This window comes from Lactococcus allomyrinae, from assembly GCF_003627095.1.
Classification (GTDB): Bacteria; Bacillota; Bacilli; order Lactobacillales; family Streptococcaceae; genus Lactococcus; species Lactococcus allomyrinae.
The window spans coordinates 195,875-210,930 of record NZ_CP032627.1 but is presented as its reverse complement, the minus strand read 5'-3'; the positions used below and the strand labels follow the sequence as shown (position 1 = coordinate 210,930).

At 36.6% G+C, this 15,056-nt stretch carries 17 protein-coding genes and 5 tRNA genes; all 22 read right to left on the bottom strand.

Translation table 11 applies throughout. The features are described from left to right. Window positions 1-79: 79 nt before the first annotated feature. The 22 genes from D7I46_RS01075 to D7I46_RS13155 all read right to left on the bottom strand — a co-directional run bounded on the left by D7I46_RS01075 (window position 80) and on the right by D7I46_RS13155 (window position 15,055). Entirely contained in the window at window positions 80-1,192 is a 1,113-nt protein-coding gene (locus D7I46_RS01075) for a hypothetical protein (RefSeq protein ID WP_162930793.1), read from the bottom strand. Continuing rightward, window positions 1,176-1,826 carry a PARP domain-containing protein gene (locus D7I46_RS01070; protein ID WP_120771184.1) on the bottom strand — a complete coding sequence of 217 codons (651 nt, stop codon included), beginning with the start codon at window positions 1,824-1,826 and terminating at the stop codon, window positions 1,176-1,178. Before D7I46_RS01070 ends, D7I46_RS01075 begins: the two co-directional genes overlap by 17 nt. 44 nt (window positions 1,827-1,870) lie before the next feature. Continuing rightward, window positions 1,871-2,107 (bottom strand): hypothetical protein, encoded by a 237-nt coding sequence (locus D7I46_RS01065; RefSeq protein WP_120771183.1) that lies wholly within the window; start codon window positions 2,105-2,107, stop codon window positions 1,871-1,873. Between the two features lie 89 nt (window positions 2,108-2,196). Continuing rightward, window positions 2,197-2,691, bottom strand: coding sequence for a hypothetical protein (locus D7I46_RS01060; protein WP_120771182.1), 495 nt, complete (start codon window positions 2,689-2,691; stop codon window positions 2,197-2,199). 147 nt (window positions 2,692-2,838) lie between these two features. Continuing rightward, complete coding sequence (locus D7I46_RS01055; protein ID WP_120771181.1) at window positions 2,839-3,387, bottom strand: hypothetical protein; 549 nt, start codon at window positions 3,385-3,387, stop codon at window positions 2,839-2,841. A 72-nt stretch (window positions 3,388-3,459) separates the two neighbouring features. Then, on the bottom strand, window positions 3,460-4,455 hold the full coding sequence (gene bet / locus D7I46_RS01050; RefSeq protein WP_120771180.1) for a phage recombination protein Bet: 996 nt from the start codon (window positions 4,453-4,455) through the stop codon (window positions 3,460-3,462). A gap of 786 nt (window positions 4,456-5,241) precedes the next feature. Further along, on the bottom strand, window positions 5,242-5,715 hold the full coding sequence (locus D7I46_RS01040) for a single-stranded DNA-binding protein (protein WP_240424458.1): 474 nt from the start codon (window positions 5,713-5,715) through the stop codon (window positions 5,242-5,244). Window positions 5,716-5,922: 207 nt separating this feature from the next. After that, the gene (locus tag D7I46_RS13165; RefSeq protein WP_162930792.1) at window positions 5,923-6,090 is read right to left on the bottom strand and encodes a hypothetical protein; all 168 of its coding nucleotides are present in this window, start codon (window positions 6,088-6,090) and stop codon (window positions 5,923-5,925) included. 989 nt (window positions 6,091-7,079) lie between these two features. Beyond that, window positions 7,080-7,304, bottom strand: coding sequence for a hypothetical protein (locus D7I46_RS01035; protein ID WP_162930791.1), 225 nt, complete (start codon window positions 7,302-7,304; stop codon window positions 7,080-7,082). 170 nt (window positions 7,305-7,474) lie between these two features. Further along, window positions 7,475-8,593, bottom strand: coding sequence for an RNA-guided endonuclease TnpB family protein (locus tag D7I46_RS01030; protein ID WP_120771177.1), 1,119 nt, complete (start codon window positions 8,591-8,593; stop codon window positions 7,475-7,477). A gap of 193 nt (window positions 8,594-8,786) precedes the next feature. Then, entirely contained in the window at window positions 8,787-9,374 is a 588-nt protein-coding gene (locus tag D7I46_RS01025) for a hypothetical protein (protein WP_120771176.1), read from the bottom strand. Window positions 9,375-9,540: 166 nt separating this feature from the next. Next, window positions 9,541-9,873, bottom strand: coding sequence for a DUF2628 domain-containing protein (locus D7I46_RS01020; protein WP_120771175.1), 333 nt, complete (start codon window positions 9,871-9,873; stop codon window positions 9,541-9,543). Between the two features lie 109 nt (window positions 9,874-9,982). Further along, window positions 9,983-10,056: transfer RNA gene (locus D7I46_RS01015), tRNA-Pro, on the bottom strand. Window positions 10,057-10,091: 35 nt separating this feature from the next. Next, window positions 10,092-10,163, bottom strand: a tRNA-Cys gene (locus D7I46_RS01010). 94 nt (window positions 10,164-10,257) lie between these two features. Further along, window positions 10,258-10,330, bottom strand: a tRNA-Val gene (locus tag D7I46_RS01005). A gap of 77 nt (window positions 10,331-10,407) precedes the next feature. Beyond that, a tRNA-Ser gene (locus tag D7I46_RS01000) sits at window positions 10,408-10,496 on the bottom strand. Window positions 10,497-11,078: 582 nt separating this feature from the next. Further along, window positions 11,079-11,151 (bottom strand) — tRNA-Met (locus D7I46_RS00990). An 86-nt stretch (window positions 11,152-11,237) separates the two neighbouring features. Then, a complete protein-coding gene (locus D7I46_RS00985; RefSeq protein WP_120771173.1) occupies window positions 11,238-11,960 on the bottom strand; it encodes a hypothetical protein in 723 nt (240 codons plus the stop codon). After that, complete coding sequence (locus D7I46_RS13160; protein ID WP_162930790.1) at window positions 11,947-12,108, bottom strand: hypothetical protein; 162 nt, start codon at window positions 12,106-12,108, stop codon at window positions 11,947-11,949. Before D7I46_RS13160 ends, D7I46_RS00985 begins: the two co-directional genes overlap by 14 nt. A 22-nt stretch (window positions 12,109-12,130) precedes the next feature. Next, on the bottom strand, window positions 12,131-12,961 hold the full coding sequence (locus tag D7I46_RS00980; protein ID WP_120771172.1) for a coiled-coil domain-containing protein: 831 nt from the start codon (window positions 12,959-12,961) through the stop codon (window positions 12,131-12,133). A gap of 254 nt (window positions 12,962-13,215) precedes the next feature. After that, the gene (locus D7I46_RS00970) at window positions 13,216-14,733 is read right to left on the bottom strand and encodes a DNA cytosine methyltransferase (RefSeq protein ID WP_120771170.1); all 1,518 of its coding nucleotides are present in this window, start codon (window positions 14,731-14,733) and stop codon (window positions 13,216-13,218) included. Window positions 14,734-14,902: 169 nt separating this feature from the next. Continuing rightward, the gene (locus tag D7I46_RS13155) at window positions 14,903-15,055 is read right to left on the bottom strand and encodes a hypothetical protein (protein ID WP_162930789.1); all 153 of its coding nucleotides are present in this window, start codon (window positions 15,053-15,055) and stop codon (window positions 14,903-14,905) included. Window position 15,056: the final 1 nt, after the last annotated feature.

The following is a 15,056-nucleotide window of genomic DNA, read 5'->3' as shown; positions in this document are numbered from 1 at the left end:
GCTCGCAAGCTTTTAAAGTAAAAAGGAGATAACTTCCCAAAGGGAACGATTATCCCCCTTTGGGTGTTAAAAAGTAAAATTAGTAAAGGATTATTTTATTATTCTTTACCATATCGGCAGTCAATGTTGTTTCTTCATCTGTAGTATATGAAATTTCTCTAAAATCTAAAATTGTTATATTTTTCAAGGTGAGAACATTATTCTCGTCCTCTCCTCGGAATTTAATTTTATTATTTGATTTAACCGTACAGTTGATAAGCGATACATTTTCCAAGAAGATGTTAGCGTTATTTTCACCACCAGTGTGACGCTGAAATGCCGTATCACACCACTTAGAATTCACCAAAGTAAAATTATTTGAGCCTTCAAAGTTTGTCAAAGTGCTATTTTCTAAGTTTAGCTTTGTCCTAGAATTACCATTAAAATTTTCAATGGTTGAATAATAAGCCTTATTAATTTCAGCCGTTACCTTTCTAATAATAGAGTGACTTAGAAAAGCAGTATCTGAATGTTTGTTTTTTAAATTCAGATGCAACATTGAATTTTCAATACGCGTCTTTTCCATCTCAAAAGCATATCTTTTCAAATCATCTTCCCAACTTCCAGTAAAGGTAAATAATGTATTTAAAGCATCTAATTGAGGTAAAAAAAGATTTTCAAAAAACAGAACAGCTTCTGAATAATAATAAGGAGCAATAGCTTTCAAATCTACCCAATTACTTGATGAATCTTTAAATTCAAAGTATGATGCTGCTTTTATTACACCCTCTTTTTCTAACCATTGCTTCAGTTGTTGTTGATTATCAATCGGATTGATAACATTCTTTTGTTGTTCAGTAAGTCTTCTCTCATAAGCTACACGCATTTTCTTTCGATAATCAAGCAATGCTTCCATTTTAGTAATAGGATTTACTAAAGAGGGATAAAACCCAAATCTATCAGAAGAATTACCTGTCCAAAAGTTCCAGTTTGTGATACCATCTTTTGTTTTGGTGTAGTTCACTTTTTGAGTGAGAATTTCATTTTCGTTAGTGGGATAAATAATCTGTTTAGCCATGAGGCTCCTTTCTTTGGCAGATGCCATTATAAAAGCCCCAACTGCTAAAGCAGAAGTCTTATCCCATGATAAAAAAGAGTTAAAAACTCTTGGGCTTATCAAGTGATAAGTGATATTTTTAGTTGTTTTTCTCAAAAATTTCAACAATATGCGTAATAGCAATTTGAGAACTATCCGCCACAACATATTCATCTCTTGAATACATTCCAATATCATGAGCATGAACTAATTCCCCAGGTTGTATAGTTTCGCTTCTGCTAGACGTCACATCAATTTTTTTGTTATATCCAATTTTCATTAAAAAGGCATAACTTGGAGTTGAGGTACTGGGACTAGAAATGTAGTTCAAAACTTTAGAAAATTGAGAAAGGCGACACATATAGACTCCTTCTCCGAACATTTGACCTGAAAATGCCACGGCTTTAACTTTGTCAGATGAAACAAAACCATTGGATAAAATAGATAAAACATTATCATTTTTGGTTCCATGAGCACCATAACAAACGTGTTTGTATCGTGAAAGTTCTTGTACATTTTCAACTGCAAAGACTTTTCCAATGCGGTTATGTGCTTTAAAAATAGAATCAGTCATATTAAACGGAAGTTCCGTCTCTTCAAGCATCGTTTCAGAGAGTCCCAAAAACTGCCAGATATTTTCTTTATTCAAAACATCATTTGTCTCTTCTAAAAAGAATAACGCTTCATCAACATCTAATTTTTCATGCTTCAAAATCTTGTTAAGTGCTATATAAAAATTTTCTATAGTCATACTAAGTTTAGATTTTTCCACACCTTTATTAGCCTGTGCTACCTCTATAGGTCTATTCGCTTTATATTTTTCGAGAAAGTGCTGGATAGAATCGAGAGCGGACGTTCAACATCAACTTCTGTTTCTTTTCCTGATTTTATTTCAATCTTACGAACTTTAGCGATATACTCCACGTAATCTTTGATTTCCGCAAAGGTAATCGTGGTATCGCCATATTCTCCTGTTTTTTCATACAAGTAAAGTAAGTTGATTGCATCTGCTGTGTATATTTCTACTGCCATTTTTTAATATTTCCTTTCAAAAAATGGAGAGATACAGTATCCCCAGAAGGGAATATTGCACCCTCCTGAGTGTTATGCATCACAAACTTTTAAGTAAGTGCTACATTCTTTGCTTGTAAATAAAACAAGTCTGCTTGTGTTTGTTCAAATTCATACTTCTGTACCATTTGGACATAGCCTTTAATTAAAATTTTAAGTCCTTCAAGATATGGTACAAAAAGTTTCAACATTGCTTTTGTTTCTTCAAATCCAAATTCAAAGCGTCTTTCTACTAAAAATAACTGAGTATTTTTGATAGTTCTCTTCACGTTCGCACAAACCTTTAATGAAGCTTTTGCGGACATATAAGAGGCGCGAGTGAACGTAGATTCCTTTAAACCAAAGTAGCGTTGTTTCAACCCTGTACAAAGTTCAGCAACATGAGCCAGTTGGCTAGAAATTGCATGAACTTTTGCTTGATAAGCTTGTACTGCTTGATTGACTTGTTCATTTTCATAAACTGCAACCATGCGGTCTAAGTCGTTATTCGCAATCGCAGCAAAAGTTTCTTTGAGATTTTGATTTGTTTTAATAGTGTTAGTCATAATGTCTCCTTTATTTTTAATAAATGTAGGAACACACCATTCCGCAAGGGAGTGATGAAATCCCTTGCGGTAGTTAATGCCCGATTTTAGCGGCATTATGAATCATACTAAGTGATTGCTACTCAATTAAGAGTTCAATTTATATAGTTAGTTGGGAAATTTAGAAGATAAATACTCCATCATATCAGGAACCGTTTTTGAATTAACTAATCCGGTCTCTTTTAAAATCAAGTTATCTGTAACATCAAATTTTAATATCCAATCATTTACCCAAATTCTTTTTTTGAATGATTCTCCGCGAAACAAAAGTTCTCTTTTCTTTGAATAAGCGGGTACAGTTAAATTTTGAGCCAGTACAAGCTTTTCAGAAGACCCCATCTGCTTATCGTCAGCAATTTCTTTTTCTTTCTTCTCTTGTAAAGAAAGTTCGCGCATCCCATTATAAAAGCATGTGATATTTACCTCATTGGTATCATATGTAAAGCTATATTCTGAATGATAAAAGTGGAAATTATCTCCAAAAGCAGATTTAAATTTTTCAATTATTTCCTTGCGTTTAAAAATATTCTCTAGTACATCAAGAAATTCTTTATCCTCTTTGGTAAGATGCCAATAGAAAGAACTCTCTCTACTTTGATATTCTTTATTCTCTGGATAAATTGCTTTATATTCTCCAGTAAGTGTAATTTCGTTCATTTTATTTACCTCTTCAACCCTTTCGGGGTGGAATTATCCATGCCCGATTGGGTTTAGGTGTACTAATATAAACTAAAATTGAAGTTCATTAACGAACGTTTCATTTTTTTGTGAACTTTGTTGAGGGTCACGAGCAAAACGATTAGGGTTAAATTCATCATTATTTTGAGCCTGTTGTTCGTTACTTACTTGTGTTCCAGTATATTGTGGTTGCTGGGACTGTTGTGCTTGTCCGTTCCCTTGTTGAGAGGAACGAACATCCGGATAGCGGTCGTTTTGAGTGGAAAGTCCTTGTTGTGCGTACTGATTAGTTGGCGCTTGTTGACGTTCCCCTTTTTTCTGAATGCTCTCCATTTTTTGTTTTTCCAATACTTCCTGTCTTGAGGTTTGTTTATACATCCCTTGTTGATTAACAGGATTTCCTATTTGTCCTTGTGCTGGCGTGACATCTTTTCTATCTTTATTAATCAGTTCAGAAGCTTCTGGAATCTCTTCCTCGGCATACGAACCAGAAAATTCTGATGGAAAAGCTGAGCGTAAAGCTTGTGACTCTGCAACTTTAGTAATCATTGTTAAAGGTTTAGATGCCCATAATGCTTTTGGCTCTTTCTCTCCTGTCTTTCGATTATTTTCCCAAACATCCTTCATCTGTACATATTCATCATACATAACAGAGGATTTGATAGGAGAAACATAATCTTTGACATAGACTTTAGCCCAGCCGCCTAATAAGGTGTCTGTTGGTAATTTAACCGCACCATCACGATAAGCAAGCTCTCCATCAAGGTCTGTCACAATAACACCAGATTCAATCCCCTTAAATAGAGGATTCATTTGTGCTCGTTTTCTATAAAAATCACGAGATACTACAATTTGAGCAGGTGTTTTCTCATCATACTTAATAAAGTAAATTTCTTTAAGAAACGGACTTGCTTTAATGTTTTTTGCAATAGTAACCAGATATGCTAATTCTTCAGGGGAAGCTTGTGCCCCACCCGTGATATATTGACGTACAATGCTTGCTGTCAAATTATCTGTGTTTGCAAGGTCAAGTAGTTCTTTTGTCATTTTATTTACTTCCTCAACCCTTTCGGGTTGGAATTATCCATACCCGATTGGGTTTAGGTGCAATTTTATTATAGTTATTATTTTGTAACTTCTTTATTCCTTTTCATTAAAAGGATTATTAATCCCAAACAAATTAGAAAAATAATTTTTTTATAAAGAGAAAGTCTTTCAAACAGTTTTTTTCTTTCCGTCACTGTCATATTCTCTAAATGGTTACAAAGTGCTTCTATGTTTTCCATATTATTTACTACTCTCTTTTTAATTAGGTCCAAATTCTTCATTATTTTGAACTGATTATTTCTTGGAAAAGTAAACAATACCCTCTGAAAGCCACGCAAACTTGCGTCTGCGGGTCTCGCATGGTATAATAATATTAGAGAAGTGGGGTCAGATAGTTTACCAATTTGCTTATCAGTCCTTGGACCAATAGTTGAATCAGTAGTCTAACTAACCACAAGAGAAACCGTTTCGCCTTACGGCGGCGGTTTTTCTTTCGCCTTCGTACCCGTGAGTACAAATTTGAACATCCCAACTAATACCATGCGAGAAAGAAGTGAGGTCATAAAAGATACCTCCTTTCTTTTTACCCCGTAAAAGGATTTACGTGGCTACCACAAGGTATTAGTTTCCTAATACCATTATTTATTTTGTTTTTTATTATAACGATAGGTAAAGTGAAGTGTTACCATATCAAGCAAGCTTGACAGGCACTGACCTCAGGGTTTCATTCCTTCCACACTTTACGTGTTTCTCTCTTTCCCCCGTTCCACACCGTACTTATCGTTTTTAGAATGGCAAATCTTCTGGATTGATTTCCATTGGAGTACCACCTGAGAATGGGTCATCATACGTAGAAGCTTGACCACTATTTGCTTGTGGTGCTTGATAAGCGGAAGGATTTTGTTGTCCCTGTTGTGTACTTTGATTTCCTTGAGCATTTTGATTATGCGAAGGCAAAAAATCAAAGGCTGTGACAATCACTTCCATATTGAAGCGCTTATTGCCATCTTTATCAGTGTAATTACTCGTCCGCAATTCACCATCAATTCCTACTAAATCTCCTTTTTGAACATATTTGGAAAAAATTTCCGCAGATTGTCCAAAAATGATACAAGGAATGAAGTCAGCCTCACGCTCCCCATTGGCATTTTTGAAACGACGATTGACTGCAATAGTAAAACGTGCGTAACTTTTTCCAGCTGGTGATGTTTGAAGTTCAATTACTTTGGTTGTGCGTCCGATGAGTTGTGTGTTATTCATGATATGTGCCCCTTTGTGCATAAAATATAAAAACGCACAATATTAGCCTGAACATACAGACTTTGTGCGTTGTTTGTTCTCAATTCTACTGAACGAAAAACGCACAAATTATTTACTCAATAGAGTAACGTCTAGTGCGTTTTTGTGTTAGTATTATTTTTCTACTTATCAATTCATTTATCAAACCGATTCAATTAGCTTTTCTTATTATTCCACCCGTTTAACACGTCGGTAGCAATAATTAAATGAAGCCCAATCCATAATATCCAGAGCTTCAAGCGCAAGTTTTCGCTTGTTGTCTCCTTCAATTTGTCCTATTGAATAACCTGATGAAGAATGAAGAAAAATAATGTATTTTTTACTAATTTTTTGCATTTTCATGCCTTTCTAGCCCATAAGGGCAAAAACGTATGGTACGTTGACCCTTATGTGTTTAAAAACAATAAATGCTTTGGACAACTACAAACAAATGCCACGCACTAACGAACATTTTGTTCTATTGCCTCTTGTAAAACTGGATGTACTCTTGTACACTACACTTTCGCTCATTATCAGACAGATAAAATCTGTTCTCTTCTGAATACTAGCTCAACAGAAATTTTAATTACATTCAACTTGTTAAGACGCAAGAACCACTTGCAAGCCACTTCTTAGGGTGACACGTCAATTCCACACCGGACGTTACGCTGTCTTAATCATGAATCAGGTTAAACCATTCCACATCGGACGTTTTTAACTTGAACATTTGAATGATGAACAGTCAGATTTTGCTTGTTTTCACAAAACAGTACAAGTTCTCTTATGCACTCAACTTCCAGACTTGGAAATCATTGCTGTTCATTTTAAAATTGAAACATGATGTTTGACCGAGAAAATCAAACCCATTAAATTCAATTTCGGCTATTGGTGCTTGGGTGTAAAAAATGACATAGCATCAAAATTTACAGTTTCACAAGAAACCTATATCTCACGATATTACCTCATAAGAACACACGTTCTCATTTGCCTATCCTCTAACAAAAGCTGCAATGGATAATTAAGTGTTGAATGAAGAAATTTGAACCGAGCGGGAACACATCAAGAAATGATAGAATGGCGATAAAATCGACAAAGCATATCACAACGAGTGAACCTTCAATAAAAATATCCCATACAAGAAACTCAATACACCAAAGCGAAGCTTCGGAGTTCTGGCTGACCTAAGGTCAAATAGAATAGTATATAAAATGTTTACCTGTTTATTATCTCACGCACAATTTTTTGACCAAAAACAAGTCCTTCTTCTGCTTTTTATATATTTTTTCACTTTTCTTAGCAGCTAAAAAATAATTATTTTTATTTAAACCATTATAAAAAGCACGCTCTCACGTGCTTTGGCTGCTCCCTTTTTCAAAGACAAATCCCTCTTTTTCAAGTTCTTCATCTCTACGTCCATAAGTATCTACAACTCTAAATCCAACTTCATTTGAATCAGCTTCTAATCGAATATATCCTTGAGCGTATTGTGGCTCAAATTTTTCAAAAGGAAACCATCGCATTTTACTCGCTTGCGAATATCCCATAATATTTCTTACTCTTTTTATTTCCAAATTTCATAGCTTCTCCTTTTTTCTTTGAACATTCTCGGTACTAAAGTACCGAGATTCTCGCGAACTAAGCAGACTTGACTCCGGATTTGTTTCCGTGTGCCAGAGGTTCTTATATTGAGCGAGCTATCCCCGATTGTCGGTCGGTTCTTTAACAATTACAAGTATTTATTTTAAGAAGCTAATCGTTGTGCTTCTTTGAGAATGTTTTGGCTTGCGTTAAGGTCTCTGTCATGATGGGTGCCGCACTCTGAACACGTCCACTCTCTTTCAGAAAGTTTAAGACCGTGATAGATGATGCCACAATTTCCACAAGTCTTTGAACTTGCATAGTATTGCCCCACGTGTTGTACGGTACGTCCATACCATTGAGCTTTATATTCCAACTGATTGGTGAATTGTCGCCAGCCTGCTCGTGCAATCGAACGAGCCAGCTTGTGGTTCTTTATCATATTAGAAGGTCTCAATGTTTCCAAAGCAATGAATTGGTTTTCTTCAACGAGCTGTTTTGACACATGATGATGGAAGTTCTCACGAACATGACGAACTTTAGCATGAGCCTTTTGTAACTTCGCTTTTTGCTTATAGAAGTTGTTCGACTGCTTGCCTTTGCCTTTTTGTTTTCGTGAAAGTTTACGCTGTTCTTTTATCACTTTGGCTTCCAGTTTTCCGATTTGTTCAGGCAAATCTATTTTTTCGCCGTCCGATGTGATAGCGAAGTCTTTAATGCCAAGGTCAATACCAACTGCACCAGTGGTTTCAGATTGCGTTTCAACTTCAACCGTGAACAAGAAGACGATATAGTATTTGTCGCCCTCACGCTTGACTGTCCATTGGGTCATCTGTTCAATAGGATAGCGGAGGTTGTCACGTTTACGGATTTTAATATATCCTAGCTTCTTTGAAAGTTGGTAGCGTCCGTTTTCACGAATTGTTTTTAGAGGCATTCCATTTCTGAACGATTGAATGTAATCGTGACGGCTTTGAAATCGAGGACGATTTTTTGAATACTTTTTCTTTTTGAAGTAGGCAGAACGAGCTTTACCAAAATCCATGAGTGCATTAGAGAGACTGTGAGCAGGCACAACACTTCCTCTTAACCACTCATTCTCATGTTTAAGGTCTGTGATTTTAGGATAGACTAACTTCTTATTTTCTTCAAAGTAAGTATTGAATACAGCAACTTGGCTGTTATACACAAATCTTCTCGCACCAAAACAATCCGCAAAGAACTGAATTTGCTTCTTTGTTGGTTTGAAAGGTATTTTTTGAGCGATTTTTCGTATAACCATTTATTATTCTTCCTTTCGTTAAGTATCAACTTCCTCTCTTATTATCTCATGGGAAAAAAGTCGTCGGGTAAATTAACAGTAAAGCACCTTTCATCTCGGCATTAAAATACCGAGTTTTTCGGTGTTGTTCCATAAAGCAAACACAAATTGTCTCAATTTGTAGCAATATGTAACGAATTGTGTATTATTAAACTTAATTTGAGTTTGTCACCCAATAATTTATGGCTTGTCCACTATTCACCAAAGCAATTCCCTGATTGATAGCACTTTGTAAATCATCAAAATAAGTTATACTTGTTCTTCCTGATGAGGAAACTGTCTTTAACGTATATTTCCCTGAACTACTTGTCGGTGTATCTGATGGTGCATTAGATGACATTTCAGGCACATTAGAAGAACTAGGAAGTGTTTCTTGCGTTTCTGTCATCTCCGTTGTATCTAAGCTAGAAGATTGTATCGTATCTTTGCTTGAAAAGTGTTTCTTAGCGCTACTTTTCTTTACACTTACTTGCGCAAAATTCTTCTGTGTTTGCGGTCCTGCCGGTGTCTTTGTTGCGAAAACTACGACTCCTACAAGTATAAGAATAAGCGTGAAAATCAAAAATAGAAGCCACCATATTAAAAGATTGCTATGTTTTTTATTGCCTCTCTTATCCTTTATCTCCTCATCTTTGAGATAAACAACTCGCTTTCTTTCTTCAACTTTATTTTTTTCAAAGACCGGTCGATTCCAATAATCTTCATTTTTTTGATTTTTCTTGCTTCTGCGATACTGTGACATGGTAATTCTCTCCTAACTCAACATATTTCCAACCAACACCTGTAAGTTTTACGCGCACCAGCCGGTTATTGACTTTCAATACATCTCCTTCGTGTAGTGATGGAGTTTTAATCAGTTTTCTGTTATTCATCTTGATTCTTCAAAAAATAATGCTGCATGAGCAACATTATTCCGTTTTCTCTGGCATATCTACTAATTCATAGCCAGCATTAAGCAAGTCATGCTTACGCTGCTCATTTGCTTTAAAGCCATAAAAAATCCAACCTGCAAGCAATAGTGCATTGCCTCCATCTAAGTGAAACATGACCATTAGTCCAGAAAAGGCAATAATGATTGCTACGGCAATACCCGCAATTTTCCATTCTCTGCGAAATAATAATACAATTATTCCAAATAGCATAACTGTCCAAGAATAGCCATTTTTAACTTTTCTAAGTTTTCCGCTTTTCGGAGATTTGAAATATTCAAATTTAGGCAATAATGATTTTGTATCTCTCATCCTTTTTACTTCTTTCTTAAATATATAGTGGTTCTGTGTGAGTATCGAACTCCTATCCAACCCAAATTTGTTTGGATACTCTGACTGTTGAGCAAAACCATTTGTAAAATCTGAATAGCAGGATTTGAACCTGCGCTCTCCTGTTCCCAAAACAGGTGCTCTACCAAACTGAGCCATATTCAGAGTTATTATGCTATCAAAAATCATCATGATAACTACATGCTTGGTAGGACTTGAACCTACAACCTTTGGCTCTGTAAGCCAACACTCTACCATTGAGCTACAAGCACTTTCGTCTTTCCGATTTGTCAAAGAGGAAGCGAACGCTCTTAAATTGCATCTGCTAGAATACCACCAAATCTACTAGCATAGATTTGACGCTTATAGAGAAGAACGGATTTGAACCGCTGACATATGGAGTGTAAAACCACTGCTCTCCCCGCTGAGCTACTTCTCTATGAGAGGTAGGATTTTCAGCAAAATTCCTACCAAAACAATAACAACAAAAACTAGGTAAATGCGCCACAATGGCAAAGGAGAAAGTCGGATTTGAACCGACACACCGCATTTGCGATTGCTAGATTTCAAGTCTAGCCTGATACCAAATTACATTCTATTTCTCCAAAATATTGTCCCGGTTTTTCTCCAAACAATGTTTTACTCCTCTTAATTATGCGACAATCCCAACAGGCTCTACTAAGAGTAGCAACTCTCTTAGCTCCTATTGCTTTTAATGATTGGGCGAGAAACAAAATCTCCCAACTTTCACCCGATACAGATTTCAACATATAATTTAGTAAATGTTTTTATTATGAGTATGTGTCTTGGGCTACTTGAACTTCTCGCTTCTCTTATACCCTGATTTCTCAGTTTCACGACACAGCAGATTGCTTAGCAATACTCAGGTTTCCTTGCCAGCTAGAGCAAGCCTCACTGAGCTATACGGCTGCTTGTGGTTTTCGCAACAACCACCGTATAATTCTATCTACCGAAAAGAAGAATGCACTAAAGTGATAAAACATTGCCACACCTTCCATTTCACACTAGCTTTTACTAGCAAATTCACGCTCACACGCTTCAATCTTCGCGCTTAGGGGTTATCACCACTAAAACTTACAAAGGTTACTTTCATACACCACTAAGGGCATACTTAGAAAGGCTCTCGGAGGGTTATCAAGCCCTGTATAACCGAGATGAGACAATAATTGCAGAGGATGGACTCGAACCATCACCAATTCTGGGTATGAACCAGATGAGCTGCCATTGCTCTACTCTGCTTAGATATTCTAGGAGAACGTACCTAGAATAAAAGTTGTACAAAGATATAAAGATATAAAGATATAAAATCTCACATTATTATTTTATCATGACCCAAATTTTGTCGGGAAAATACTCCGTTTTCCCATTTTTTCTTCTGCATTTGGTAATTCTTGGATATTATTTACAGCATTTCTAAAGATTTGTCCTAAAATATATTGGAACTTTTTATTTAAAACTTCTCGCACCTCAGCATCCAGGAGTAAATCTTCTACATCTTGCTTGTAGGCATACTGAAAGATTAAAAAAACACCCAAAAATAAGCCTACAAATATACTTGCTAGTAAAGTATATGGTGTAGCCAATACAACACGCAAAAGTGCGAGAATAATCAATGCGCTTAGAATTAACAGACTTCCAAAAATAATAGAATTTCGTTTTTGTTTAGCAGCCAAACCTTCATAAGTGCTATGTTTAAGCATACGAATGAGCGGCATCATGGTGCTCAGTCGGCGGTCATGACTTTTATAAAAACTCTGATAATATAAATATTTCTCATAGTATTGTTCCTTCATTAACAAAAGTGAGTTTTCTTCTTGAGACAATTCGTCATTTATCATAACCCAACCCTCGCCACGTTCTTCTTGCATGAAATCTTCCACATGTCTTGAAAGTACTGAGACGGGAAGATAACGTTTGGCAATCGTTTCAGGCGTATCTACTGTAATTAAAGGCTGAGTAAAATAAGTCGTCATGGCTTCCGTGCGTGCCTTACTTGCACCACGCTGTGTTTCGTGAGAACTTTCATAATTACTATTACGTTGTCGCATGATTATCCTGACTTCCTAGAGCAGCAATACGTGCCTTAAAATCACTTTGGAACCATCCTGTATCTTTAGTAGTAATGTCCCGCAAAGTAGCTTTCTTTTTTTGTGGGTCATTAGGCAAAAAATTAAATTGTTGGTGTTTAGCTGTCATAGCGAAATTTTTCCCTTCATAATTACTTCCCCAAAATCTTGTTGAGTGAGTCTTTACACATTTCTTGATAATGTTTCTTTTCAAAGCGAATGCGCTCTGTTTGATTTTTAGAGTAAGTATCCAATTTTTCAGTTTCTGTATTTTCGATTTCAAGTAATGTTTGATTCAGTGTATTTGCTTCAGCATCTCGAACTGCTTCTTGCTCCTCCTCTCGCTGTTTTTTTATATAGCGCTGAACTTCGGCAATTCTCTCTAACTCTTGTGCATGATAGAATGCATCTAAACGTGACACTTCCTTTTCCTGGCGAGCGCGTGATGCTTCTTTAGCCTTATCTTTCAATTCCACTCGTTTATCCATTTTTTGAATTTCAGTAGCTAATTTACTTACCTCATCATCTTCAAACTTTGCAATCGAACTTTCACTCGCTTCATGAAGAGCCGGTATTAACTCAAACAGATTTACCGTTTTTGCTATCTCACTTTGTTTGACTTGTAACTGTTGTAGATAATTATCTAATTTTTCTTTTTGAGGAGAAGTAATATGACTCTGTTTAGCTTCCAATTCTTTTTGGCGACGTTCAGCTGCTTCACGGGCTTGTTGTCGTTCACGTTCTAAATATTCTTGCTTCTCAAGCCCTTCTTGATGTCGAAGGCGTTCGGCATTCTCTGCCTGTTGACGTACTGTTTCTGCTTGCTGTTGGAGGCGTTCGTCTTCAACCTTTTTCGCCGCCGCTTTGTCAGTTTCTTCTATATGCTTTAATTCCTCAAGTGTTTCTTGCGTTTCCTCAGCAGCGCTATCTACCAATTCTTCGTTTAAATCATCTAAGATATTTTTCTTTTTTTGACCAAACATGTGTATTTTCTCCTCTAACAACAAATTTTGCCTCTACTTTTATTATCTCAAAAATAATTTTTGAGCTTAAAACAAGTCCTTAATCTAATAAATCTTCCAAAGGACAAGTTAGAACTTTCGCTAAATTTTCAGCAAAATCACTTGTTCCATCATCAATGTGCATCAGTTTAACATGTTGATTTTCAATGAGTTCAATCCATGATGCAACGATATTTATTTTTCTCTCTAAATCTAGCGTTGTCCATAGCTTTGCATCAGTTCGAATTTTGAGTGGTTTGACATAACTCTGGTAAGTTGGCTCGAACAAGCGCTTCTGCGCATTGTGGAACCACCATGTTCCCAATTCTTGCGGTTTGTACGGCTTTACTTACTTTATTTCCTTCGGGGTCTCGGTCGATAATGTAGTCTTCGGGCAATCCTTGGGCTTTAGAAAGCTCATGCGGTTGCAACATCCGCATTGTGATATCGACTATCCGATAATCTTGATTTTCAATTCTAACTAAACCAAACCGGTCCTTAGTTGGAATCGTGTGAAGTGGGTCATTGAGGCTTTGACCCGTATCCGAGCCATAATATTTTATCAGGAACGCTTCAACCAATGCATGATGGTCAACCTGCGTTATTGTATCGGTTGGATTTCTGACATCAATCCCTGCACCTTGATAATTTCCGCCATAATGCTTGCAGAGAAAAGCCGACATAACACCTTGATGAACACTTTGTGCAGTAATCGTTCCAACAGGCTTACTGATATCTGTCCCTGTGGATTTGGAGTAATCTTCTTTAATCCAACTGGTTTGAATAAGTGCCTGATGCCCGCCAGTAGTAATTGTTTTGAGTGGTTCAGTAACACTTGAACCCGGATGTCCAGAGGTATTAACCATAATGGTAGGCGTAACCAAACAGTGTTCTGCTTTTGTGGTAATTGTGGTTAATGACTGCTCTAAGGAATAGGAAAGTCGGTCTCCACCAAATCCTGTTTGTCCGATTCTGACAATAAAAGGGTTTGGATTATGAATTACAAATTTTTGTAAACCTCTGGCAATCCGCTTCATGGTATTTTCTGCCAGTGGTTTCTTTCGGTCAAAGATAGATTGTCCAGGAATATTCCAGTCAATGCATTCTGCAGCAGAATGGTAAGGAAGCTTTAATCCACTAAGCACCTCTAAAGTATCTTTGGGGGCATGAGTTGCTTCAGGAAAAACAATTAGCTTGCCGTCCGAACGTGCAATAAGAAACAGCCTTTTTCTTGTCGTGGGGGCTCCATAATCACAAGCTCTGAGTTCTTTAAATTCAACGATGTAACCACATTTTTCTAGCTCATACTTAAATTCTTCAAAGGTTTCGCCTTTGTGAGCTGGGTCTGGAAACAATCCCTTTTCAGTTTCTATCAGTGGTCCCCATGTCCGAAATTCTTCAACATTTTCTAAAATGATGACCCGCGGTTTCACTGCTTTTGCCCATTTGACCGCTACCCAGGCTAAACCTCTAATCTTCTTTGAAACAGGTGTAGAGCCTTTTGCCTTAGAAAAATGCTTACAATCAGGACTAAACCAGCAAAGTGCAACGGGGAGACCTCTCGTAGCTTCATGAGGGTCAACTTGAAAAACATCTTCACAATAATGTCTTGTAGTCGGATGGTTGACCTTGTGCATTGCAATAGCGTTCGGGTCATGGTTAATCGCAACATCCACCGAGCGACCAATTGCCATTTCTATTCCTGTTGAAGCGCCACCGCCACCTGCAAAATTATCAATTATGAGTTCTCTCATGTAACCCTCGATTCATTTAATAGTCAATTTTTTTATTAACCATATATCATCTACATCTTTATAATCTTGATAAGCGTTAAATATATCAAGATTTTCATGAATTTCACTTTCTTTGAGTGATTGATAACCATTCTTATCATAAAATTTAAGACCGCTTGGATAGTAAGAATCAGTCCCTATTATCAATGTCGTAATTCTTCTCAATATCAAGCCAATCTCCACGGTAACGCACTGGTGTTGGCTTAAACTCATTAATAACTTTAGCGTACATCTCAAACGCTTCTTTAGATTTATCATTGGTACATCGTTTAACTTCAATCATC